The organism is Streptomyces sp. NPDC029164 (assembly GCF_055563995.1).
Genome location: NZ_JBVHWW010000047.1, coordinates 19803 through 40541 on the forward strand (window position 1 = coordinate 19803; position 20739 = coordinate 40541).

Consider the following 20739-nt stretch of genomic DNA (forward strand, 5'->3'; position numbering starts at 1 on the left):
GAACTGATCGAAACGGCGCTCCCGAACCCGGTTTCAGAAGAGGGCAGAAGGCGTAATGTTCAGTCATGGACCGCCGCATTTTCGGGCTGGAGAACGAGTACGGCGTCACGTGCACGTTCAGGGGACAGCGCCGACTGTCTCCTGACGAAGTGGCGCGCTACCTCTTCCGCCGTGTTGTGTCATGGGGCCGCAGCAGCAATGTCTTCCTGCGGAACGGCGCCCGCCTGTACCTCGATGTGGGTTCGCATCCGGAATATGCAACTCCCGAATGCGACAACGTGACCGAACTGGTCACCCACGACAAAGCGGGCGAGCGCATTCTCGAAGGACTGCTCGTCGACGCCGAACGCCGCCTGCACGAGGAGGGAATCGCGGGCGACGTCTATCTCTTCAAGAACAACACCGACTCGGCGGGCAACTCGTACGGCTGCCACGAGAACTACCTGGTGGCCCGGCACGGGGAATTCTCCCGCCTGGCGGACATTCTCATTCCGTTCCTTGTCACGCGGCAGCTGATCTGCGGCGCGGGCAAGGTGCTGCAGACGCCCCGGGGCGCGGTCTACTGCGTGAGCCAGCGGGCCGAGCACATCTGGGAGGGTGTCAGTTCCGCCACGACCCGTTCGCGGCCGATCATCAACACCCGGGACGAGCCGCACGCGGACGCCGAGCGCTACCGCCGGCTGCACGTCATCGTGGGTGACTCGAACATGTCCGAGACGACCATGCTGCTCAAGGTCGGGGCCACCGACCTGGTGCTGCGCATGATCGAGGCGGGCACGGTGATGCGCGACCTGACCCTGGAGAACCCGATCCGGGCGATCCGCGAGGTGAGCCACGACATCACGGGTCAGCGCAAGGTGCGCCTGGCGAGCGGCCGGGAGGCCTCGGCGCTGGAGATCCAGCGGGAGTACTACGACAAGGCGGTGGACTTCGCCGAGCGCCGGGGGATCCGTACCGGTGTGGTGGACCAGGTGCTGGAGCTGTGGGGTCGCACGCTGGACGCGATCGACGCGGAGGACCTGGACCGGATCGGGACCGAGATCGACTGGGTCATGAAGTACCAGCTGATCGAGCGGTACCGGGCGAAGCACAACATGACGATGTCGAATCCGCGGGTGGCTCAGATAGACCTCGCGTATCACGACATCCACCGCCGGCGCGGGCTGTACTACCTGCTGGAGCGCAAGGGGCAGGCGGCGCGGATCTGCAACGACCTCAAGATCTTCGAGGGCAAGTCGGTGCCCCCGCAGACGACGAGGGCGCGGCTGCGCGGGGACTTCATCCGGCGGGCGCAGGAGCAGCGGCGGGACTTCACGGTCGACTGGGTGCACCTGAAGCTCAATGACCAGGCGCAGCGGACGGTGCTGTGCAAGGACCCGTTCCGGTCGGTGGACGACCGGGTGGAGAAGCTGATCGCCGGCATGTAGGACCGCAATGTGACATCGCACTCCTTACCGGGGCCCCGTACGTCTCTCGTACGGGGCCCTGTGCACGGCTTAGAGTGGCGAGCGACCGCCTTGCCGTCTGAGATCTGAGGAACCCGTGCGCCGACTTGCCGGCCTGCTTGTCGTACCCCTTCTGCTGCTGACGACCGCAGCGTGCGGCGACGACAGCGGCTCCGACTCCGCCCAGATGAAGAACGGGGCGCCCGCGATCACCAAGGGTGCCAAGTTCGGGGAGACGCCCACCCTGTCGAAGGGGAAGGGCGAGCCGCCCAAGGAGCTGAAGGTGGTGACCATCAGCGAGGGCACCGGGCAGGTGCTGAAGAAGAACGACATCGCGCAGGTCAATTACCTCGGCCAGGTGTGGGACGGCAAGGAGCCGTTCGACCAGAGCTTCGGCCGGCCCGCGCCGTTCGACCTGACCATCGGTGCCGGGGCCGTCATCAAGGGCTGGGACCAGGGCCTTGAGGGCCAGAAGGTCGGCAGCCGTGTCGAGCTCGTGATCCCGCCGGAGCTCGGTTACGGGGCGCAGGGCTCGGAGCCGAAGATCAAGCCGAACGCCACGCTGGTCTTCGTCGTGGACATCGTCAAGGGCGCCACCGTCCCGGCCTCGGCCACGGGCAAGGAAGTCGCCCAGGAGAACAAGGACCTGCCCAAGGTCGGTACGAACACGGACGGCCAGGAGGTCTCGGTGTCCGTCCCGAAGGACACCGCCGAGCCGGCCAAGCTGGTCTCGAACTACGTCCTGGAGGGCGACGGCGCGGTGGTCAAGGACACCGACTCCGTGGTGGTGAAGTTCAACGGCAAGACGTGGAAGGACGACAAGACCTTCGAAAGCACGTACACCTCCGGTCAGACGGTCACGTGGCCGCTGAAGGAGCTCTCGGTCGCGGGCCTGAAGGACGGCCTGATCGGCAAGAAGGTCGGCAGCCGCATCCTGCTGGTCATCCCGCCGGACCAGGCCTTCGGTGACAAGGAGCAGGGCACCATCCCGGCCAAGTCGACGCTGGTCTTCAGCCTCGACATCCTCGCCGTGATGTAAGACTGTTCCGGTTGACCGTTTCGTACGTATGAGGAGCAGTTCCGTGAGCCAGAAGCTCGAGAAGCCCGAGATCGACTTCCCCGAGGGCGAAGCCCCGAAGGACCTCGTGATCGAGGACATCTGGGAGGGCGACGGCGCCGAGGCCAAGGCCGGTGCCATGGTCTCCGTTCACTACGTGGGCGTGGCCTTCTCCACCGGCGAGGAGTTCGACGCTTCGTGGAACCGCGGTTCCGCGCTGCAGTTCCCGCTCGGTGCCGGCCGCGTCATCGCGGGCTGGGACCAGGGCATCGCGGGCATGAAGGTCGGCGGCCGCCGCAAGCTGACGATCCCGGCGCACCTCGCCTACGGTGACCGTGGCGCGGGCGGTGCGATCGCCCCGGGCGAGACGCTGATCTTCGTCTGTGACCTGATGGCCGCCTGATCCACCGGCAGCCGCTCCGAGGGCCCCCGCCGTGAGGCGGGGGCCCTCGCTTTTGTCCGGGACCGCCGGGGCGGTACGGTCAACGGTCACGAGTGTGTCGAGAACGGGGGAAGGGCGTCGATGGCGATTGCCAAGGCCGAGCGGCTGATGAATCTGGCGCTGTGTCTGCTGGGGACCCGCCGGCCGCTGAGCAAGCGCGAGTTGCGCGGCTCCATCGAGGCCTACATGGAGGCCGGCAACGACGAGTCCTTCAACCGCATGTTCGAGCGGGACAAGGACGATCTGCGCGAACTCGGTCTGGTCATCGAGACGGTGGAGAACCTGGACGGCGAAACCGGCTACCTGGCGCGCCGGGACAGCAACCGGCTGCCTCCCGTCTCGCTGGACGCCGAGGAGGCCGCCGCCCTGGGGCTGGCGGCCAAGGTCTGGCAGCAGGCCCGCCTGGCGGGAGCCGCCAGCGGGGCCCTGCAGAAGCTGCGCGCGGGCGGGATGCCCGAGGCGGGCGACCCGTACGAGGGCCAGCACAGTGCCATCGAGCCGCGCATCCCGGTCCACGAGGCGGCCTTCGAGCCGCTGATGCTGGCCTGCCGGGACCGTCGGCCGGTGGTCTTCGACTACCGCAAGTCCACCGCCGCGCGGCCCGAGACGCGGCAGGTGGAGCCCTGGGCGCTGGAGTGCTGGCGCGGCCACTGGTACCTGGCCGGCTACGACCGCGACCGCGGGGCGGAGCGCGTGTTCCGGCTGTCCCGGATCACCGGCAAGGTCAAGTCCCGGGCGGCCCAGTACACCGCCGAGGTCCCGGACGTGGTGACCGTACGGGAGACCGTGGCGAGCTGGGCCGGGGAGAGCGCGGACCGCTCCGCGCTGATCCGGCTGCGCGCCGGGGCGGGCTACCCGCTGCGGGCCAAGGCCACCGCGGTGCGCGAGGGCGCGGACGGCTGGGACGAGCTGGAGATCCCCTACGGGCACGGGCTGGACGCCTGGCTGGTGGAGTTCGGGCCCGACGTCGTCGTGGTCGGGCCGGCCGACCTGCGGGCCGACGTCGTGGACCGGCTGAGGGCCGTCGCCAAGGCCTGAACCGGATCCGCCGCATTCGAGAGACCGCCAGACCGCCACCTTCGAGACCGCCGCATTCGCGACCGCCCCATTCGAAGACGTGCCCTGAGGGGGAGACGTACCAGCATGGCTGCCAACGCCATCGACCAGACCCGCCGGATGCTGTCCCTGGTGACGTACCTGCGCGAGCGCCCGGGGGCACACGTCGCCGACGTCGCCCGCGCCTTCGGGATCACCGAGGACGAGCTGATCTCGGACCTCGACGTGCTGCCCATGTGCGGGACCAGCTTCCGCGGCGGGGACCTGCTCGACATCGACACCGACGGGGAGCGCATCTGGTGGCGCAACCCCGACGCCTCGGGGGAGTCCACCGCCGAGCCGCTGCGGCTGGCCGCCGACGAGGCGACCGCGCTGCTGGTCGCCGCCCGGGCCGTGGCCACCCTGCCGGGGCTGCGCGAGGGCGACCGGGACGCCCTGCTGCGGGCCACCGCCAAGCTGGAGGCCGCGGCCGGCGAGGTCGCCGGGGCCAGCTCCCGGCTGTCGGTGACCTTCGAGTCCGAGGGCGGGGTCTTCGCGGACGTCGACCGGGCCATCGCGGAGCGCCGGCGGCTGTGGCTGCGCTACTACTCGCCCGCGCGGGACGAGCTCACCGAGCGCAAGGTCGACCCGATCCGGCTGTTCGCGGTGGGGCACACGTACATGGAGGGGTGGTGCCACCTCTCCGAGGCCAGGCGCACCTTCCGCCTCGACCGGGTGGCGGAGATCCGGCTGCTGGACGAGCGGGCCGAGCCGCCGGCGATCGAGCCGCGCGATCTGTCCGAGGGCCTGGTCCAGCCGGCCGCCGAGGACCCGGAGGTCGTCGTCGAGGTCGGTCCCGGCGGGCGCTGGGTCGCCGAGTACTACCCGCACGACAGCGCGGAGGAGCTGGCCGACGGAGGCCTGCGGATCACGCTGCGCAGTCCGGATCCGGCTTCGCTGCGCCGGCTCGCGCTGCGGCTCGGGCGCGAGGGGCGGATCGTCGCCCCCACAGAGCTGGCGGAGAGCGCGCGGAGCGCCGCTCGAGAAGCACTCGCGGGATACGGGGAACAGCTCTGAGGGGAGCGCGGCCGATGTCGCCAACGTCCGGGCCCGTCGCCTTCAAGGCCTCCTGCCCCGACTGCCGGGCCCGCTTCGAGCTGGACGCGGGAGCCCTGCGGCTGGCCATCGGCGGCAGCCGGCGGGCCACCTTCTACTCCTTCACGTGTCCTGAATGCGGGGCCTCCGTCCGTAAACCTGCTGGTGAGCGCATCGTGGAGCTGCTGATGGGCGGGGGCGTGAGCACCCTGCGCAGCATCTGAGGCGGGCGGTGGCCTAGGCTCGCCCCATGCTGTGGCCGATGTTCGCAATTGCCCTGGGCTTCCTCGGAGTCGCCGTGCTCGCCGTGCTGGCCGTACGGGTCTACGCGGAGGTCCGCAGACTCTCCGCGCAGGTCGAGCAGGCCAGCCGCCGGATCACCGACGCGTCGGGCGATCTGGAGCGGGCGGCCGCGGACCTGGCCAGGGCGGGTCGCGGCGTGCGACCGTAGCGAACGAGACGGGCGTGTGACGGGGGGATTGACAACCGGCCAGGACGCAAGACGGGGTACGCCGGGGGATTGCCGGGCGTTAACCCCCTGGGGTTACGATCCTCGGTAGAGAAAGTCCCAGGCGCCCGTATCGGTGCGCTGTGAACCTCGGAGAAAAGGAAGATTTCTATGGGCAACCTCAGGGGTTGGGAAATCCTCGTCATCGTTGGCGTGATCATCCTGCTGTTCGGCGCCAAGAAGCTTCCTGACATGGCTCGCTCCCTCGGCAAGTCGGCCCGCATCCTCAAGAGCGAGGCCAAGGCCATGAAGAAGGACGGCGAGGCCGAGGACGCGGCCACCGCGACCACCGCCGCGGACCAGTCCGCGCAGCAGCCCGCCGCCCCGCGTACCATCCAGGCCGCGCCCGGTGATGTCACCAGCTCCCGCCCGGTCAGCGAGCCGAACCGCGCCGCCCAGGGCTGACGCACGCCGTACGCGCCAGTCATCTGCAACGAGACAAGGGACGTGGGTTGCTCAAGTCTGCCCGCAAGCAGGGGAAAGCGGACAAGGACGCCGAAGGGCGGATGCCTCTTGTCGAGCACCTGCGTGAGCTGCGAAACCGTCTGCTGAAGTCGGTCCTGGCGATCCTGGTGATCACCATCGTTTCGGCCTTCTTCTACAGGGACATCATCAACTTCCTGTTGAAGCCGATGCTGGATTCCGTCGGATGCACGAACGGTGTGGTGACGCAGCGCAACGGCCGGCCCTGCGCCGACATGACCGTGAACGGTCTCATCTCGGCGTTCTCGATCGCCCTGAAGGTCTCGCTGACCGCCGGTGTGGTGCTGTCCGCGCCGGTGTGGCTGTACCAGCTGTGGGCGTTCGCCGCGCCGGGGCTGCACCACCACGAGAAGAAGTACGCGCGGAGTTTCGTCGCGGTCGGTGCGCCGCTGTTCGGTGTGGGCGCGGTGCTCGCGTACAAGATCCTTCCGCAGACCGCGACGCTGATGCTGGAGTTCACGCCCGACCACGCGCGCAACCTGCTCCCGGTCGACGACTACCTCGACCTGGTCACCCGCATGGTGATCGTGTTCGGCCTGGCCTTCGAGCTGCCGCTCCTGCTGATCCTCCTGAACTTCACCGGTGTCCTCACCGGCAAGCGGCTCGCCGGCTGGTGGCGGGGCATGGTCCTCGGCATCACGATCTTCGCCGCGTTCGCCACCCCCACGGGTGACCCGCCGACCATGCTCGCGCTGGCCCTGCCCATCGTGGCCCTGTACTTCCTGGCCCTCGGCATCTGTCTCCTCAACGACCGCAGGCGCCGGCGCAACGACCCCGACGCCGCTTTGAGCGACGACGAGGCCTCCGAGCTGGACCTGACCCCGACGCCGATCGGCGAGCTGGAGTCGGTGCCCGCCCCCGCCGCGCTGCCCGGTCAGGCCGACGGCGGACGCCGGCGGATCAACGGTTACGACGACGCCACCTGACAGGTACGCCCCCGGCCACCGCCGGGAGGTGCCCCCGGCGCGGGTGAGCTCTGAGGTCACCCTCTTCGTCCATCCCACCGCCGGACGCGGCCGGGGCGCGCACGCCGCGCAGCCGGCCGCTTCCGCGTTGCGGGCGGCCGGCTTCTCCGTACGGGCGGTGGCGGATGGCCGCCGAGGCCCTCAAGGAGAGCCGGATCCGGGAGATCGACCCGGGCCGGGTCGGCGCCGGCTGTCACCCCGGAGGCGCCGGGCCTGACCGTGTACGCGGACGGCGAGCCGATCGGGGCGCTGCCCGTGACCGCGGAGTGCGTCCCCGGAGCGGTCCGCCTGCTCACTTAAATGATCGCGACTGTTGTCAGAGCCGGCGGGTAGGCTCGACAGCAAGATGACCGAAGAACTCTCCCCCGCCGAGCGGTACGCCGCTGCCCGGATCCGCGCCGCCGAAGAGGCCTCTGCCCTGGCCCCCTTCCGCGAGATGTACGCATTCGATCTGGATCCGTACCAGATCGAGGCCTGCAAGGCCCTGGAGGCGGGCAAGGGCGTCCTCGTCGCCGCCCCGACCGGCTCGGGCAAGACCATCGTCGGCGAGTTCGCCGTGCACCTCGCCCTCCAGCAGGGCCGCAAGTGCTTCTACACGACGCCGATCAAGGCGCTGTCGAACCAGAAGTACGCCGACCTCGTCAAGCGCTACGGCGCCGACAAGGTGGGCCTGCTGACGGGCGACAACAGTGTGAATTCCGAGGCGCCGGTGGTCGTGATGACCACCGAGGTGCTCCGCAACATGCTGTACGCGGGCTCCCAGTCGCTGCGCGGTCTCGGCTACGTCGTGATGGACGAGGTCCACTACCTCTCCGACCGGTTCCGCGGGGCCGTCTGGGAGGAAGTGATCATCCACCTCCCCGAGTCGGTGACCCTGGTGTCCCTGTCGGCCACCGTGTCGAACGCCGAGGAGTTCGGCGACTGGCTGGACACCGTCCGCGGGGACACCGAGGTGATCGTCTCCGAGGAGCGGCCCGTCCCGCTGTGGCAGCACGTCATGGCCGGCCGCAAGATCTACGACCTCTTCGAGGAGGAGTCCGACCACGGCGGCCGCGGCTCCGCGCGCCGGGAGGTCAACCCCGACCTGCTGCGCATGGCGCGCGAGGAGAACAGCCGCACCTACAACCCGAAGGACCGGCGGCGCGGCAAGATGGTCCGCGAGGCCGACCGCGAGCGCGAGCGGCGCTCCCGCGGCCGGATCTGGACTCCGTCCCGCCCGGAGGTCATCGCCCGGCTCGACGGCGACGGGCTGCTGCCCGCCATCAACTTCATCTTCAGCCGGGCCGGATGCGAGGCCGCGGTCCAGCAGTGCCTGTACGCGGGCCTGCGGCTCAACGACGAGTCCGCGCGGCTCAGGGTCCGCGAGATCGTCGAGGCGCGGACCGCCTCCATCCCCACCGAGGACCTGCACGTCCTCGGGTACTACGAGTGGCTCGAAGGCCTGGAGCGGGGCATCGCCGCACACCACGCGGGCATGCTGCCCACCTTCAAGGAGGTCGTGGAGGAGCTGTTCGTCCGCGGTCTGGTGAAGGCCGTCTTCGCGACCGAGACCCTGGCGCTGGGCATCAACATGCCCGCGCGCACGGTGATCCTGGAGAAGCTCGTCAAGTGGAACGGCGAGCAGCACGCCGACATCACCCCCGGCGAGTACACGCAGCTGACCGGCCGGGCCGGGCGGCGCGGCATCGACGTCGAGGGCCACGCGGTGGTGCTGTGGCAGCGGGGCATGGACCCGGCGGGCCTCGCCGGCCTCGCGGGTACCCGTACGTATCCGCTGCGCTCCAGCTTCAAGCCCTCGTACAACATGGCCGTGAACCTGGTCAGCCAGTTCGGGCGGCACCGCTCGCGCGAGCTGCTGGAGACCTCCTTCGCGCAGTTCCAGGCCGACCGCTCGGTCGTCGGGATCTCCCGGCAGGTGCAGCGCAACGAGGAGGGGCTGGAGGGCTACCAGGAGGGCATGACCTGCCACCTGGGGAACTTCGAGGAGTACGCGCAGCTGCGCCGCGACCTGAAGGACCGTGAGACGGAGCTCGCCAAGCAGGGCGCCGCCCAGCGCCGGGTGCAGGCGGTCGGTTCGCTGGAGAAGCTCAAGCCGGGCGACATCATCCACGTGCCGACGGGCAAGTTCGCCGGGCTCGCGCTGGTCCTGGACCCGGGCGTGCCGGCCGGGCGGGTCCACGGGCACCGCGGGTACGAGTACGCGGAGGGCCCGCGCCCGCTCGTGCTCACCGCCGAGCGGCAGGTCAAACGGCTCGCCGCGATCGACTTCCCGGTCCCGGTGGAGGCCCTCGACCGGATGCGGATCCCCAAGACCTTCAACGCGCGTTCGCCGCAGTCCCGTCGGGACCTGGCCTCGCAGCTGCGGAGCAAGGCCGGGCACATCGCTCCGGAGCGGCGTGCGCGTGGCCGGGCCGCCGCGGCCGACGACCGCGAGATCGCCCGGCTGCGGTCCGAGCTGCGGGCGCACCCCTGCCACGGCTGCGACGAGCGCGAGGACCACGCCCGCTGGGCGGAGCGCTACCACCGGCTCAAGCGGGACACCCAGCAGCTGGAGCGGCGGATCGAGGGCCGGACGAACACCATCGCCCGCACCTTCGACCGGATCCACGCGCTGCTGACCGAGCTGGACTACCTGCGCGAGGACGAGGTCACCGTGCACGGCAAGCGGCTCGCCCGGCTGTACGGGGAGCTCGACCTGCTGGCCTCCGAATGCCTGCGGGCCAAGGTGTGGGAGGGACTCAGCCCGGCCGAACTGGCCGCCTGCGTCTCGGCGCTGGTCTTCGAGGCGCGGCAGTCCGACGACGCGGTCGCGCCGAAGGTGCCGGGCGGCGCGGCGAAGGAGGCGCTGGGCGAGATGGTCCGCATCTGGGGCCGGCTCGACGCGCTGGAGGAGGAGCACCGCATCAACCAGGCGGAGGGCGTGGGCCAGCGCGAGCCGGATCTCGGCTTCGCGTGGGCGGCGTACCAGTGGGCCTCCGACAAGAGCCTGGACGAGGTGCTGCGCGAGGCGGAGATGCCGGCCGGTGACTTCGTGCGCTGGTGCAAGCAGGTCATCGACGTGCTCGGGCAGATCGCGGCGGCGGCCCCCTCGTCCTCGGGCGAGAGCGGGAGCACGGTGGCGCGCAACGCCCGCAAGGCCGTGGACGCGCTGCTGCGGGGCGTAGTGGCCTACAGCTCGGTCGGCTAGGCGGTCTTGGGGCTTCCTCCGAGAGTGGGGGCGGCCTGATCTGATCTCTTGCCATGATCGATCCGTCGTGCTCTGTGCGACGATCGGTCGATGAGTGGGGGAGCGGACGAGGGTCCGAGACGGGTCGGCCGGCCACGCGCCGACCGGCTGAGACCGGAGAGCGGCCGGCCGCCGCGCGAGGAACTCCTCTGCGCGGCGGCCGAGTTGTTCACCGTCCGGGGGTACGCGGCGACCACCACGCGGGCGGTCGCCGGGCGGGCCGGAATGCGTCAGGCCACGATGTACCACTACTTCGGCGGCAAGGAGGAACTCCTCGCCGAACTGCTGGAGTCCACCGTCGCGCCCTCCCTGGTCCTGGCCCGCAGGCTGCTCGCCGAAGCCGGCCGGCCCGCCGCGCGCCGGCTGTGGGAGCTGTGCCGCTCGGACGTGCTCCTGCTGTGCGGGGGCCCGTACAACCTGGGGGCGCTCTACCTGCTGCCCGAGGTGGGCGGCGCGCGCTTCGCGCAGTTCCGCCGGATGCGCGCGCAACTCAAGGACGCCTACCGGGTGTTGCTCGACGGGACCTGCGTCGGCGCCGAACTGGCCGGGGACGGGGCGGGGCTGACGCTCCGCAACGACCTGGTCTTCGGGCTCATCGAGGGCGTCATGCTGATCCACCGGGCCGATCCGGCGCGGCCGGTGACGGCCTTCGCGGAGGCCACCGCCGACGCGGCGCTGCGGATCGCGGGGGTCCGCCTTCCCGGGGTCTAGGCCGTCTCCTCCCGGGAACCGGCCTCCCAGGCCGCGCGGTCGTCCCAGGCCCGGAGGGTGCGGCCGCTCTCGAAGCGGTGGACGGCTCCGGTGACCGGATCGGTGAACTCCAGGACCCGGGCCAGGAGCTGCAGGGGCCGGCGGTAGTCGTCCGGGGCCGGATCGGTCACCTCCGGATACACCGGATCCCCCAGGATGGGCAGGCCCAGGCCGTTCATGTGCACGCGCAGCTGGTGGGTGCGTCCGGTGCGCGGGGTCAGCCGGTAGCGGCCCAGGTCCCCCCGGATGCCGGTCAGTTCGATCAGGCTCTCGGCGTTGGGCTCGGCGCCCGGCACCTCGGTCGCCGCGATCACCCCGCGGGCCTTCTCGATCCGGCTGCGGACCGTCCGCGGCAGGGCCAGTGCCGGGTCGTGGACCGCCAGGGCCTCGTACTCCTTGTGGACCTCGCGCCGCTGGAAGAGGAGCTGGTACGCACCGCGGTCCTCGGGCCGGACGCTGAACATCACCAGGCCGGCCGTCAGCCGGTCCAGGCGGTGCGCCGGGCTGAGCGCGGGCAGGCCCAGCTCCTCGCGGAGCCGGGCCAGGGCTGTCTCGGTGATGTGGCTGCCGCGCGGGGTGGTCGCCAGGAAGTGCGGCTTGTCCACGACCAGCAGGTGCGGGTCCCGGTGGACGACGCGGACCGCGAAGGGCACCGGTGGCTCGGGCTCCATGTCCCGGTGGAACCACAGGTAGCCGCCCGGCTCGTACGGGTCCCGGGCGTGCAGGACGCGCCCGCCGGGGCCGAGCACCCGGCCGGCGGCCAGCAGGCGCGCGATGGAATCGGCGCCGCGGGTGCCGGCGTAGCGGTCGGTGAGGTAGCGGCCGAGGTCCGGCCAGTTCCCGTCCGGGTCGGGTGGCAGCCGCAGCCGGACCGGGTCGATGCCGGCCCGCTGGGGGAGGGGCGAGGGGGGTGCCTGGGCTCTGCGTCTCATCGGGGGACAGGCTATGCGGCTACTGCTGGGTGAAGGTGCCCAGGTGCTCGGCGTCGAGGTACTCGACGCGGAGGGTGCCGTCGGCGAAGAACGCCCCGGTGCGGCCGACCGCGTTCTCGCCCGAGGTCACGAAGCTGAAGGTGTCGCCGTCGTAGTGGGTGAGCGGGAAGCGCAGCGGCTTCGGGCCCAGCGCCAGGGTGAGCGCGCCGTCGTCGGCCGCGGTCACGGTCGCCTTGCCGTAGTAGGGGTTGTCGTAGGTGCCGGTGTACGCGGCGCTGTCCCGGGCGGGCTTCGCACCGGCGGGCGGGTGGGCCCAGTCGGTGGTGGAGGCGCCCTGCGGGGCGAGCGCGGTGGCGTAGGCGGACGCGGCCAGCGCGAGCCAGTCGGTGCTGACCTTGCCGTGCTCGGCGAAGTCGAAGAAGTCCAGGGCCACGGCGTCGGGGAGGCCGACCGGGGCGCCGTTGGTCAGGACGATGATGCCGAGCTGCTCCAGCGGGAGCATGGTGACGTTGGTGTTGGCTCCGAGTTCGAAGCCGCCGGAGTGGCTCAGGCGCAGGCGGCCGGCGCTGTCGTAGCCGACGTTCCAGCCGAGCCCGTAGAAGCCGGTGGTGCCGACGGCGTTGGCCGGCTGGGAAACGATCTCGGGCAGGTGGGTTCGGGCGAGGGTGTCGGCGGGGATGATCCGCTTCCCGTCGAGGGTGCCGCCGGACAGTTGCAGCCGCAGCCAGCGGGCCATGTCGGTGGCGGTGGAGCTGACGCCGCCGGCCGGGGCCTGGGCGTCCGGGTCGCGGACGAAGCGGGGGCTCCAGGTGCCGTCCGGGTTCTTGACGTGGGTCGACGCGCGGTCGGGGGCGTTGACGTAGGCGGAGAATTCGGTGCTGGTGTGGGTCATGCCGGCGGGCTTGAAGAGGGTGTCCGCGCTGAGCTTCTGCCAGCTGGTGCCCTTGGCGCGGGCCACGGCCTCGGCGGCCGCGGTGAGCCCGAAGTTGGTGTAGGCGTAGCTCGCGCGGAACGGGGAGAGGGGTTCGAGGCGCAGGTGGTCGAGGATGTACGCCTGGTCGTAGCCGAGGTCTTCGAGGAGGTCGCCGGCGTGGTCGGGCAGGCCGCTGCGGTGGGAGAACAGGTCGGCGGTGGTGACGTGGTCGGTGACCCAGGGGTCCTTGAGGGAGAACCCGGGGAGGGTGGTGCGGCGGTCCCACTCGGCGGGGTCGGTGAGGGCGCCGGCCACGACCGTGGAGGAGACGGGCTTGGACACCGAGGCGAGCTGGAAGACGGTGTCGGGGCCGATCTTGGCGCTCTCGCCGGTTCTGCGCAGCCCGTACCCCTTGATGTGGACGACCTTGTCGTCGTGGACGACGGCCACGGAGACGCCGGGAACGCCGGTGCGGCGCATCATGTCCGCGACGGTCTGGTCGAGGCGGGCGACGGCCTTGTCGACTGCGTCGTCGCTGATCAAGGGGCGGGGTGGGGGCGGGGGGCTGGGCGCCGCTGCTGCCGCCGTGGCGGTGAGGAGGGTTGCGACGGCGGCTGCCCCCAGTGCGCGGAGCGTACGCATGGGGCCATTGTCCTGCCGGACGGGTGGGGACGCGCGGCGTGACTCCCGCCGGGGGTGCGGGGGTGCGGGTGCGTGGCCGCGGGTGCGTGCGCTGGTGCGGCGCCGCTGCTGGGGCTCCGCCCCAGACCCCGCGCCTCAAACGCCGGCGGGGCTGGGGTGGTGCGGCGGGGCGGCAGTGGTGCGGGCCCCCGGAGGGGTCAGGCCGCTGCGGCGTGGTCCTGTTCGGCTTCGATCGTGGCGTTCCAGTCGCGCTTGATCGCGCGCCAGCCCTCGTCCGTTTCGCCCAGGCGCCAGTAGCCCGAGATCGAGAGGCGTTCGCGGGGGATGCCGCGTTCGAGGCGGAGGTGGCGGCGGAGGTCCTTGACGAAGCCGGCCTCGCCGTGGACGAAGGCGTGGACGTCCGTGGAGGGGAACTCCAGGGCGGTGACCGCCTCCACCAGGGCCTCGCCGATCGGGCGGCCGGCGCGGTGGAGCCAGACCGGGACGACGCCGTCCGGGGTGACGGCCTTCAGCTCGTCCTGCGGGCCCTCGATCTCCACGAAGGCGTGGACCCGGGCGCCCACCGGCATCCGCTCCATGGCCGCGGCGATCGCCGGGAGCGCGCTCTCGTCGCCGACCAGGAGGTGCCAGGAGGCCGTCGGGTCCGGGGCGTAGGCGCCGCCGGGGCCGAGGAAGCGCACGCGCTCGCCCGGCTGCACCCGCGCCGCCCAGGGGCCGGCCACGCCCTCGTCGCCGTGGACGACGAAGTCGAGGGTCAGCTCCAGGTGCGCCGGGTCCCAGCTCCGTACGGTGTACGCGCGCTGGCGCGGCCACTGCGCCCGCGGGAAGTGCGCGCGGATCTGCTCCAGGTCCCAGGGCTCGGGATAGACGACGCCTGTCGGGGGAAACAGGATCTTGACGTAATGGTCGGTGTACTCGCCCGCGCCGAATTCGGCCAGGCCCTCACCGCCCAGCACGAGCCGCACCATGTGCGGCGAGAGCCGCTCGGTGCGTACGACGACGGCGGTGCCGACGGTGCGGGCGCGTCCTTCTGCCACGGTGTCTCCCCTGACTCCCCTGAAACTTAGCCTTACCTAAGTTAGCACTTCAGCGGAGCAGCGCGCTGCTCAGGCGGGAGACTGCTCCACCGAGGCCCCACCGATGGGCTAGTGCCTCGACCAGTTCGGGCTGCGCGGGAGCCTTCGGAAGGGCCGGATCGAACTGCGGCAGCGGCACGTCCGAGGCCACCTGGACCACCTTCGGGGCCACGGCCAGATACGGTCGGGACTCGTCCAGCCGCCTGCGCTGAGCGGGGGTCAGCTTCGACTTCGGGTCGTCGACCGCCGCGATGATCCCGGCCAGGCCGCCGTACGCGGCGAGGAGCTTGGCGGCCGTCTTCTCGCCGATGCCGGGGACGCCCGGCAGGCCGTCGCTCGGGTCCCCGCGCAGCAGCGCCAGGTCGGCGTAGCCGGGGCCGTCGACCCCGTACCTCTCGCGCAGCCAGGCCTCGTCGGTCACCTGGAGGGTGCCGACGCCCTTCAGGGGGTACAGGACCCGGCGCTGCCGGGCGTCGTCCACCAGCTGGTAGAGGTCGCGGTCCCCCGTGACGATGTCCACCGGCCCGCCGGCGCGGGCCGTCAGCGTGCCGATCACGTCGTCCGCCTCGTATCCGGCGACGCCCACCCGGGCGATGCCGAAGGCGTCCAGCGCCGCCTCGATGATGGGGACCTGGGGGGCGAGGGTGTCCGGGGTCTCCTCGACGTCGGGTCCGCTCTCGGTCTCCTCGGCGACCCGGTGGGCCTTGTAGGAGGGGATCAGCTCCACCCGCCAGTGCGGCCGCCAGTCGGCGTCCATGCACGCCACCAGATCGTCCGGCCGGTGGTCCTGCACGAGCCGGCCGATGAAGTCGAGCAGCCCGCGCACCGCGTTGACCGGGGTGCCGTCGGGGGCCTTCACGGAGTCCGGCACGCCGAAGTAGGCGCGGTAGTAGAGGGAGGCGGTGTCCAGGAGCATCAGGCGTCGTGTCGTCACGGACACGATGATGCCGCAAGCCTCGGCACGGACCGTGAGCGGTCGGGTACGGGAAGAGCCGTGCACGCGAAACCGGGGGCGGTTGCTGCGTAAGGTGCTTACAGCACACCGATGTGCGACGGACATGGGGAGGGCAGCCCCGACATGAACGACAGGGACGGCACCGACGGTACGGACGGTACGGACGGCCTGCGCGACAAGCTGACCGACAGGGACGAGAAGAGCAAGGACAAGGACGGCAAGGAGCCGCTGCGCGTGGGAGTCGCCGTGCGCAAGCGGCGCCGCGCGCTGCACCTCACCCTGGCCGCCGTGTCGGCGCGCAGCGGTCTGTCGGTGCCCTTCCTGAGCCAGATAGAGAACGAGCGGGCCCGGCCCAGCATGCGGTCCCTGGAGCGGGTCGCGGACGCGCTGGAGACCACGGCCGTCGAACTGCTGGCCGCCTCCGACACCGCGCGCACCGTGGACCTCGTACGGGCCGGCGACGAGCCCGGGCCGGGCCCGGTGCAGGGCGTACGGCCCCTGGTGCGCGGGCACCACCAGCTGCACGCGCTGGAGTTCACCGGGGACCAGCACGCCGGCCGCGAGTACCAGCACCGCAACGACGAACTGATGTACGTCGTCGAGGGCGCCTGCCAGGTGGAGGCGGAGGGGCGGGCGTACCGGCTGGAGAGCGGGGACGCGCTGTTCCTGTCGGGGGGCGTGCGCCACCGCTGGCGGGCCGTCACCGAGGACACCCGGATCCTGGTGGTCGCGGTGGGCGAGCACATCCACGCCACCTCCGAGCCGCCCTCGCCCGAGCACTGAGCCGGTGCGCGTCGTCTCGCTGGTGCCCTCGCTGACGGAGGCGGTGGCCGTGAGCGCCCCCGGCCTGCTGGCCGGGGTCACGGACTGGTGCACGCACCCCGCCGGCCTCGGGGACGCGGTGCGGATCGGGGGGACGAAGAACCCCGACGTACGGAGGATCGCGGAGCTGCGCCCCGACCTGGTCATCGCCAACGAGGAGGAGAACCGGGCCCCGGACCTCGCGGCCCTGCGGGCGGCCGGGCTGGAGGTGCTGGTCACCGAGGTACGGGACCTCCCGCAGGCGGTGCGCGAGCTGGACCGGGTGCTGGTGGGGGCGCTGGGGCTGACGAGGCCGGGGTGGCTGGCGGACGCGGAGCGTGCGTGGGCCCGGGCCGAGCCGGTCGGAGCGCTCACCGCTTTCGTGCCGATCTGGCGGCGGCCGTGGATGGTGCTGGGCCGGGACACCTTCGCGGGGGACCTGCTGGCGCGGCTGGGCGTCCGCAACGTGTACGCCGGGCACCCGGAGCGGTATCCGCGGGTTCCGGTGGAGGAGCTCGCGGCGGCCGGCTGCGATCTGGTGGTGCTCCCGGACGAGCCGTACCGCTTCACGGCCGGGGACGGCCCGGAGGCCTTCCCCGGCCTGCCGGCCGCCCTGCTCAGCGGCCGCCACCTCACCTGGTACGGGCCTTCGCTCGCCGAAGCCCCGGCCGTACTGGCCGGGGCCCTGCGGGCGGCGCGCTGACGGGGGTTCCGTACCCTGCGGGGATGCGTACCGGAAGAACGTTTGCCCTGGTCACCGGAGCGGCGCTGCTCGCGGCCGGCTGCACCGCGCCCGCCTCGTCCCCCTCGGCCGCCCCGTCCGCGGCGGCGCCGTCGTCCCAGGCCCCGTCCGCCCAGGCCCCGTCGTCCCAGGCCCCGTCCGCCGCGGCGGGGGCCGGGCGGCTCGACGGCGCCGAACTCCAGGCCCGGTGGTGGAACTGGGCCGCTTCCAGCCCCGCGCGTTCCAATCCCGTGAAGGACCCGGACGGGACGTTCTGCGCCGAGAACCAGCCCGGCGACGTCTGGTTCCTCGCCGGCAGCTTCGGCGAGAAGCGGCAGCGCACCTGCTCGGTGCCCGCCGGGCGGCCGGTGGCCTTTCCCCTGGTCAACCTGATCGCCGGCGCGTCCGACTGCGCGAGCTGGATGAAGGGGGCGAAGGGCGCCGCGGTGCTGGACGGCAGGCCCCTGACGGCGGAGCGGTTCGAGGGGTCCGAGATCCGGCTGACGGGCGTCGAGGGGAATCCGGTGACGGCCGGGGCGGGCAGCTTCAGCGGTCTGGCCTGCGGCCTGTGGGTGCAGATCGACCCGCTGTCGCCCGGCCCCCACACCCTGCGGATCGAGGGCTCGTCCGGGTCCTTCGGCCTCTCCGTGGGGTACGAGCTCCAGGTCGGCTAGCCCTCGGCTAGCCCCCTGGCTAGCCGGCGAGGAGGCGGCCGGTGAACAGGCCGCGCAGGGTGTGGGCGGCGGCGAGCAGCCAGGCGGTCACCAGGGCCAGGAACAGCGCGGTGGCGAGCCAGGCGAAGGCGGTCAGGCCCGTGTGGTGGGCCAGGCCGGTGGCGCCGGTGACGCAGGTGCCGACGGGGAAGGTCAGGGCCCACCAGGTCATGGCGAACCCCATGCCGCCCCGGGCGGCGCGGACCAGCATGGCCGCGGCGAGGGCCAGCCACAGCAGCGCGAATCCCATCACGGGGACCCCGTAGACGACGGCGAAGGCGCTCAGCGCTCCGGCGTAGGGGGCGCCGATCGACTGGTGGGCGACGTCGGCGAGCTGGTTCACGGCGGTGGTGGACTGGCCGAGGGGGCCGAGGACCAGGAAGAGGGTGGGGGTCAGGGCCAGGGGGAGGGGCCCGCCGACGATCAGCCGGCCGAAGATCAGGGGGAGCATCAGCAGGGTGGCGAGCAGGCTGATGCCGAACATGGCGTAGCAGGCGAGCAGCAGGGCCTCGCGGGGCTGGCCGGCGGGCAGGTGGGGGACCAGCAGGGGGCCGAGGGCCGCGGAGACCATCGGGGCGACCAGGGGAAGCAGCCAGACGGGGGTGGCCTGGCGGGGCTCGACCTTGTGGCGCACCACCATCAGGTAGGGCACGACCACGGCCATGACCAGGCCGATCGCGGTGCCGACGGTGAAGAGGACGGCGTCCACGGCGACGGCCGCGCCGGTCCCGATCAGGTCCTTGCCGACGATGAGGGTGCCGCCGCCGACGGCCAGCAGTGCCATCGACAGGCAGCCGTAGAAGGGGGCGACGGCGGGGTCGAGGAGATGGGCGCGGGCCTGGTCGCGGTGGTGTATCCAGTGGCCGGCGCGGGCGGTGAGCAGGACGGCGAGGACGGCAGCGGACAGGGCCCAGACGAGCTGGCAGGCCACGCGCTGGCCGGGGAGCTGGTACGGGAGGGTGGCGCCGGCGTTGGCGATGATCGCCGTGCCCATGACGGACGCGTACCAGTTGGGGCCGAGGTGCCGCAGCGCGGGTGCCTTGTGGGCCCGGACTGCGGGGGTGACGGGGGTGCGGGGTCGCACGAGGGTGGTGGCCATGGACCCAGCCTCGCGCCGGGGCGGTCGGGGCGGCAGAGGTCATCCCTCTATGAGGCCATAAACTGATGTTATGGGTAATGAGGAGTGGGTTCCGCTGGCGCACCGGGTGCCGGACCTGGGCGCGCTGGAACTGCTGCTCGCGGTCGCGCGGGTCGGCAGCCTGAGCGGCGCCGCCCGGCGGCTGGGCATCACCCAGCCCGCGGCGAGCAGCCGGATCCGGGCGATGGAGACGCGGCTCGGCGTGGCCCTGGTGGACCGTTCGCCCCGGGGGTCGACGCTCACGGCCGAGGGCGCGCTGGTCACGGACTGGGCCCGGCGGGTGGTGGAGGCGGCGGAGGCCTTCGACGCGGGGGCGCAGGCGCTGCGGGGCCGGCGGGACTCGCGGCTGCGGGTGGCCGCCAGCATGACGATCGCGGAGTACCTGCTGCCGGGGTGGCTGATCGCGCTGCGCGGGGAACGGCCCGACACGGCGGTGTCCCTGCACGCCGGGAACTCGGCGGTCGTCGCCGAACGGGTCCTCACGCACGAGGCCGACCTCGGTTTCGTGGAGGGACTGACGGTGCCGGAGGGACTGGACTCGGCGGTGATCGCGCAGGACCGGCTGGTGGTGGCGGTGGCGCCGGGGCACGCGTGGGCGCGGCGCACCCGGGGGGTGGAGGCGGCGGAACTGGCCGCGATGCCGCTGATCCTGCGGGAGCGGGGGTCGGGGACGCGGCAGGTACTGGACGCGGCGCTGGCCGGGTGCGGGGGGCTGGCGGCGCCGCTGCTGGAACTGGCCTCGACCACCGCGGTGAAGGCGGCGGCGCTGAGCGGTGCGGGGCCGTGTGTCCTGTCGGAGCTGGCGGTGGGGGACGAGCTGGCGGCGCGGCGGCTGGTGGAGGTGCCGGTGTCGGGTGCGGGGCTGGGCCGGGCCCTGCGGGCGGTGTGGCCCGCCGGGTCCCGGCCGGCCGGCCCGGCCCGCGACCTGCTGTCGCTGACCCGCCGCCTGCCCTAGGGGCGGAGCCCCGTCACGCGGCTCCGCGTGACGGGGCTCCGCGTGACGGGGCTCCGCGTGACGGGGCTCCGCGTGACGGGGCTCCGCGTGACGGGGCTCCGCGTGACGGGGCTCCGCCCCGGACCCCGCTCCTCAGGCGCCGGAGGGGCTGAAAGGCAAGCTAGGCGACAGGCACCGCGACCCTGGCGGTGGCAGCCTCGATCAGGGACTCCATCACCCGGGTGTCCTTGTCCCGTTCCGGGTGCCACTGGACGCCCAGGATCCAGCGGTCGGGGTCGGGGACCTCGATCGCCTCCACCGTGCCGTCCAGCGCGTGGGCCGAGACGACCAGGCCGCGGCCCAGGCGGTCCACGGCCTGGTGGTGGTAGGTCGGGACCTGCGCCTCCTCCGGGACCAGCTCCGCGTACCGGGTGCCCGGGACCGGGCGGACCGGGTGCCAGGACGTGCCGCCCGGTGCGTCGACGTGGCCGTCGATGTGCTGGATCAGGGTGCCGCCCAGGGCCACGTTCAGCGCCTGCATGCCCCGGCAGATGCCGAGCACGGGAGTGTCGGACGCGAGCGCGGCGGCGATCAGGGCCAGTTCCCAGTGGTCGCGGACCGTCGCGGGGGCACCCGTACGGGGGTCGCGCGCGGCGCCGTAGTGGACCGGGTCCACGTCCGGGCCGCCCGCCACCACCAGGCCGTCCACCCGGCTCAGCACCTCCGCCGCCGACCCGGGTTCGTCCGGCGGGAGCAGCACGGCCGCGCCGCCCGCCGCCTGGACGAGCTCGTAGTACCCGGTCGGTACGAGGGACGTCGGGAGGTCCCACACCCCGTAGCGGGTGGATTCCTCGACGTAGGTGGTGATGCCGATGAGCGGCCTGGGCACGTTCGTTACCTCCAGCAGG

General features: G+C 72.3%; 21 protein-coding genes and 1 pseudogene. 16 read left to right on the forward strand and 6 right to left on the reverse strand.

The window, feature by feature from the left end:
- Positions 1-65 precede the first annotated feature (65 nt).
- From pafA to ACZ4VT_RS33550, 12 genes and pseudogenes are all read left to right on the forward strand, one after another.
- Positions 66-1427, forward strand: a complete 1362-nt coding sequence (gene pafA, locus ACZ4VT_RS33495) for a Pup--protein ligase (protein WP_030016332.1) — start codon at positions 66-68, stop codon at positions 1425-1427.
- Between the two features lie 115 nt (positions 1428-1542).
- Positions 1543-2484 (forward strand): FKBP-type peptidyl-prolyl cis-trans isomerase, encoded by a 942-nt coding sequence (locus tag ACZ4VT_RS33500; protein WP_467955170.1) that lies wholly within the window; start codon positions 1543-1545, stop codon positions 2482-2484.
- Between the two features lie 28 nt (positions 2485-2512).
- Positions 2513-2905 carry an FKBP-type peptidyl-prolyl cis-trans isomerase gene (locus tag ACZ4VT_RS33505; RefSeq protein ID WP_030722817.1) on the forward strand — a complete coding sequence of 131 codons (393 nt, stop codon included), beginning with the start codon at positions 2513-2515 and terminating at the stop codon, positions 2903-2905.
- A gap of 120 nt (positions 2906-3025) precedes the next feature.
- Positions 3026-3982, forward strand: coding sequence for a helix-turn-helix transcriptional regulator (locus ACZ4VT_RS33510; protein ID WP_467955171.1), 957 nt, complete (start codon positions 3026-3028; stop codon positions 3980-3982).
- 105 nt (positions 3983-4087) lie between these two features.
- Positions 4088-5056: a helix-turn-helix transcriptional regulator gene (locus tag ACZ4VT_RS33515; RefSeq protein ID WP_467955172.1), complete on the forward strand. Its 969-nt coding sequence runs from the start codon at positions 4088-4090 to the stop codon at positions 5054-5056.
- A gap of 14 nt (positions 5057-5070) precedes the next feature.
- On the forward strand, positions 5071-5298 hold the full coding sequence (locus ACZ4VT_RS33520) for a hypothetical protein (protein WP_467955173.1): 228 nt from the start codon (positions 5071-5073) through the stop codon (positions 5296-5298).
- 26 nt (positions 5299-5324) lie between these two features.
- Positions 5325-5525: a hypothetical protein gene (locus ACZ4VT_RS33525; RefSeq protein ID WP_467955174.1), complete on the forward strand. Its 201-nt coding sequence runs from the start codon at positions 5325-5327 to the stop codon at positions 5523-5525.
- A 168-nt stretch (positions 5526-5693) separates the two neighbouring features.
- Positions 5694-5987: a Sec-independent protein translocase subunit TatA gene (tatA, locus tag ACZ4VT_RS33530; protein WP_362811575.1), complete on the forward strand. Its 294-nt coding sequence runs from the start codon at positions 5694-5696 to the stop codon at positions 5985-5987.
- 47 nt (positions 5988-6034) lie between these two features.
- A complete protein-coding gene (gene tatC, locus ACZ4VT_RS33535; RefSeq protein ID WP_467955175.1) occupies positions 6035-6991 on the forward strand; it encodes a twin-arginine translocase subunit TatC in 957 nt (318 codons plus the stop codon).
- A gap of 43 nt (positions 6992-7034) precedes the next feature.
- Positions 7035-7151, forward strand: a pseudogene (locus ACZ4VT_RS33540) (sphingosine kinase); the annotation flags it as partial.
- A 225-nt stretch (positions 7152-7376) separates the two neighbouring features.
- Positions 7377-10217, forward strand: coding sequence for a DEAD/DEAH box helicase (locus tag ACZ4VT_RS33545; RefSeq protein WP_467955176.1), 2841 nt, complete (start codon positions 7377-7379; stop codon positions 10215-10217).
- A 90-nt stretch (positions 10218-10307) separates the two neighbouring features.
- The gene (locus ACZ4VT_RS33550; protein WP_467955177.1) at positions 10308-10967 is read left to right on the forward strand and encodes a TetR/AcrR family transcriptional regulator; all 660 of its coding nucleotides are present in this window, start codon (positions 10308-10310) and stop codon (positions 10965-10967) included.
- Here ACZ4VT_RS33550 and ACZ4VT_RS33555 read toward each other — a convergent pair.
- From ACZ4VT_RS33555 to ACZ4VT_RS33570, 4 genes are all read right to left on the reverse strand, one after another.
- Positions 10964-11938 (reverse strand): RluA family pseudouridine synthase, encoded by a 975-nt coding sequence (locus tag ACZ4VT_RS33555; protein ID WP_467955178.1) that lies wholly within the window; start codon positions 11936-11938, stop codon positions 10964-10966. The two genes, ACZ4VT_RS33550 and ACZ4VT_RS33555, sit on opposite strands and share 4 nt — an antisense overlap.
- Positions 11939-11957: 19 nt before the next feature.
- Positions 11958-13493 carry a serine hydrolase gene (locus tag ACZ4VT_RS33560; RefSeq protein ID WP_467955179.1) on the reverse strand — a complete coding sequence of 512 codons (1536 nt, stop codon included), beginning with the start codon at positions 13491-13493 and terminating at the stop codon, positions 11958-11960.
- A 197-nt stretch (positions 13494-13690) separates the two neighbouring features.
- Complete coding sequence (locus ACZ4VT_RS33565) at positions 13691-14530, reverse strand: siderophore-interacting protein (protein WP_467955180.1); 840 nt, start codon at positions 14528-14530, stop codon at positions 13691-13693.
- 49 nt (positions 14531-14579) lie between these two features.
- Entirely contained in the window at positions 14580-15485 is a 906-nt protein-coding gene (locus ACZ4VT_RS33570) for a 5'-3' exonuclease (protein WP_467955195.1), read from the reverse strand.
- A 273-nt stretch (positions 15486-15758) separates the two neighbouring features.
- Here ACZ4VT_RS33570 and ACZ4VT_RS33575 point away from each other — a divergent pair, with 273 nt between their 5' ends.
- From ACZ4VT_RS33575 to ACZ4VT_RS33585, 3 genes are read left to right on the forward strand one after another with little or no spacing between them, the layout of a single operon-like run.
- Positions 15759-16307: a helix-turn-helix domain-containing protein gene (locus ACZ4VT_RS33575; protein WP_467955196.1), complete on the forward strand. Its 549-nt coding sequence runs from the start codon at positions 15759-15761 to the stop codon at positions 16305-16307.
- 4 nt (positions 16308-16311) lie between these two features.
- Positions 16312-17028: a helical backbone metal receptor gene (locus ACZ4VT_RS33580; protein ID WP_467955181.1), complete on the forward strand. Its 717-nt coding sequence runs from the start codon at positions 16312-16314 to the stop codon at positions 17026-17028.
- A gap of 23 nt (positions 17029-17051) precedes the next feature.
- Complete coding sequence (locus tag ACZ4VT_RS33585; protein ID WP_467955182.1) at positions 17052-17720, forward strand: signal protein; 669 nt, start codon at positions 17052-17054, stop codon at positions 17718-17720.
- A gap of 19 nt (positions 17721-17739) precedes the next feature.
- On the opposite strand, the gene ACZ4VT_RS33590 is transcribed toward ACZ4VT_RS33585, so the two are convergent.
- On the reverse strand, positions 17740-18858 hold the full coding sequence (locus ACZ4VT_RS33590) for a TDT family transporter (protein ID WP_467955183.1): 1119 nt from the start codon (positions 18856-18858) through the stop codon (positions 17740-17742).
- Between the two features lie 70 nt (positions 18859-18928).
- Here ACZ4VT_RS33590 and ACZ4VT_RS33595 point away from each other — a divergent pair, with 70 nt between their 5' ends.
- Positions 18929-19852 (forward strand): LysR family transcriptional regulator, encoded by a 924-nt coding sequence (locus ACZ4VT_RS33595; RefSeq protein ID WP_467955184.1) that lies wholly within the window; start codon positions 18929-18931, stop codon positions 19850-19852.
- Between the two features lie 160 nt (positions 19853-20012).
- Here ACZ4VT_RS33595 and ACZ4VT_RS33600 read toward each other — a convergent pair whose 3' ends face one another.
- A complete protein-coding gene (locus ACZ4VT_RS33600) occupies positions 20013-20720 on the reverse strand; it encodes a gamma-glutamyl-gamma-aminobutyrate hydrolase family protein (RefSeq protein WP_467955185.1) in 708 nt (235 codons plus the stop codon).
- Positions 20721-20739: the final 19 nt, after the last annotated feature.

Coding starts and splice junctions, on each gene's coding strand:
- ACZ4VT_RS33510 (WP_467955171.1), top strand. CDS start 3,026: ATGGCGATTGCCAAGGCCGAGCGGCTGATGAATCTGGCGCTGTGTCTG.
- ACZ4VT_RS33525 (WP_467955174.1), top strand. CDS start 5,325: ATGCTGTGGCCGATGTTCGCAATTGCCCTGGGCTTCCTCGGAGTCGCC.
- tatA (WP_362811575.1), top strand. CDS start 5,694: ATGGGCAACCTCAGGGGTTGGGAAATCCTCGTCATCGTTGGCGTGATC.
- ACZ4VT_RS33560 (WP_467955179.1), bottom strand. CDS start 13,493: ATGCGTACGCTCCGCGCACTGGGGGCAGCCGCCGTCGCAACCCTCCTC.
- ACZ4VT_RS33555 (WP_467955178.1), bottom strand. CDS start 11,938: ATGAGACGCAGAGCCCAGGCACCCCCCTCGCCCCTCCCCCAGCGGGCC.
- ACZ4VT_RS33590 (WP_467955183.1), bottom strand. CDS start 18,858: ATGGCCACCACCCTCGTGCGACCCCGCACCCCCGTCACCCCCGCAGTC.
- ACZ4VT_RS33595 (WP_467955184.1), top strand. CDS start 18,929: ATGGGTAATGAGGAGTGGGTTCCGCTGGCGCACCGGGTGCCGGACCTG.
- ACZ4VT_RS33550 (WP_467955177.1), top strand. CDS start 10,308: ATGAGTGGGGGAGCGGACGAGGGTCCGAGACGGGTCGGCCGGCCACGC.
- ACZ4VT_RS33545 (WP_467955176.1), top strand. CDS start 7,377: ATGACCGAAGAACTCTCCCCCGCCGAGCGGTACGCCGCTGCCCGGATC.
- ACZ4VT_RS33585 (WP_467955182.1), top strand. CDS start 17,052: ATGCGTACCGGAAGAACGTTTGCCCTGGTCACCGGAGCGGCGCTGCTC.
- ACZ4VT_RS33515 (WP_467955172.1), top strand. CDS start 4,088: ATGGCTGCCAACGCCATCGACCAGACCCGCCGGATGCTGTCCCTGGTG.
- pafA (WP_030016332.1), top strand. CDS start 66: ATGGACCGCCGCATTTTCGGGCTGGAGAACGAGTACGGCGTCACGTGC.
- ACZ4VT_RS33570 (WP_467955195.1), bottom strand. CDS start 15,485: ATGCTCCTGGACACCGCCTCCCTCTACTACCGCGCCTACTTCGGCGTG.
- ACZ4VT_RS33520 (WP_467955173.1), top strand. CDS start 5,071: ATGTCGCCAACGTCCGGGCCCGTCGCCTTCAAGGCCTCCTGCCCCGAC.
- ACZ4VT_RS33505 (WP_030722817.1), top strand. CDS start 2,513: ATGAGGAGCAGTTCCGTGAGCCAGAAGCTCGAGAAGCCCGAGATCGAC.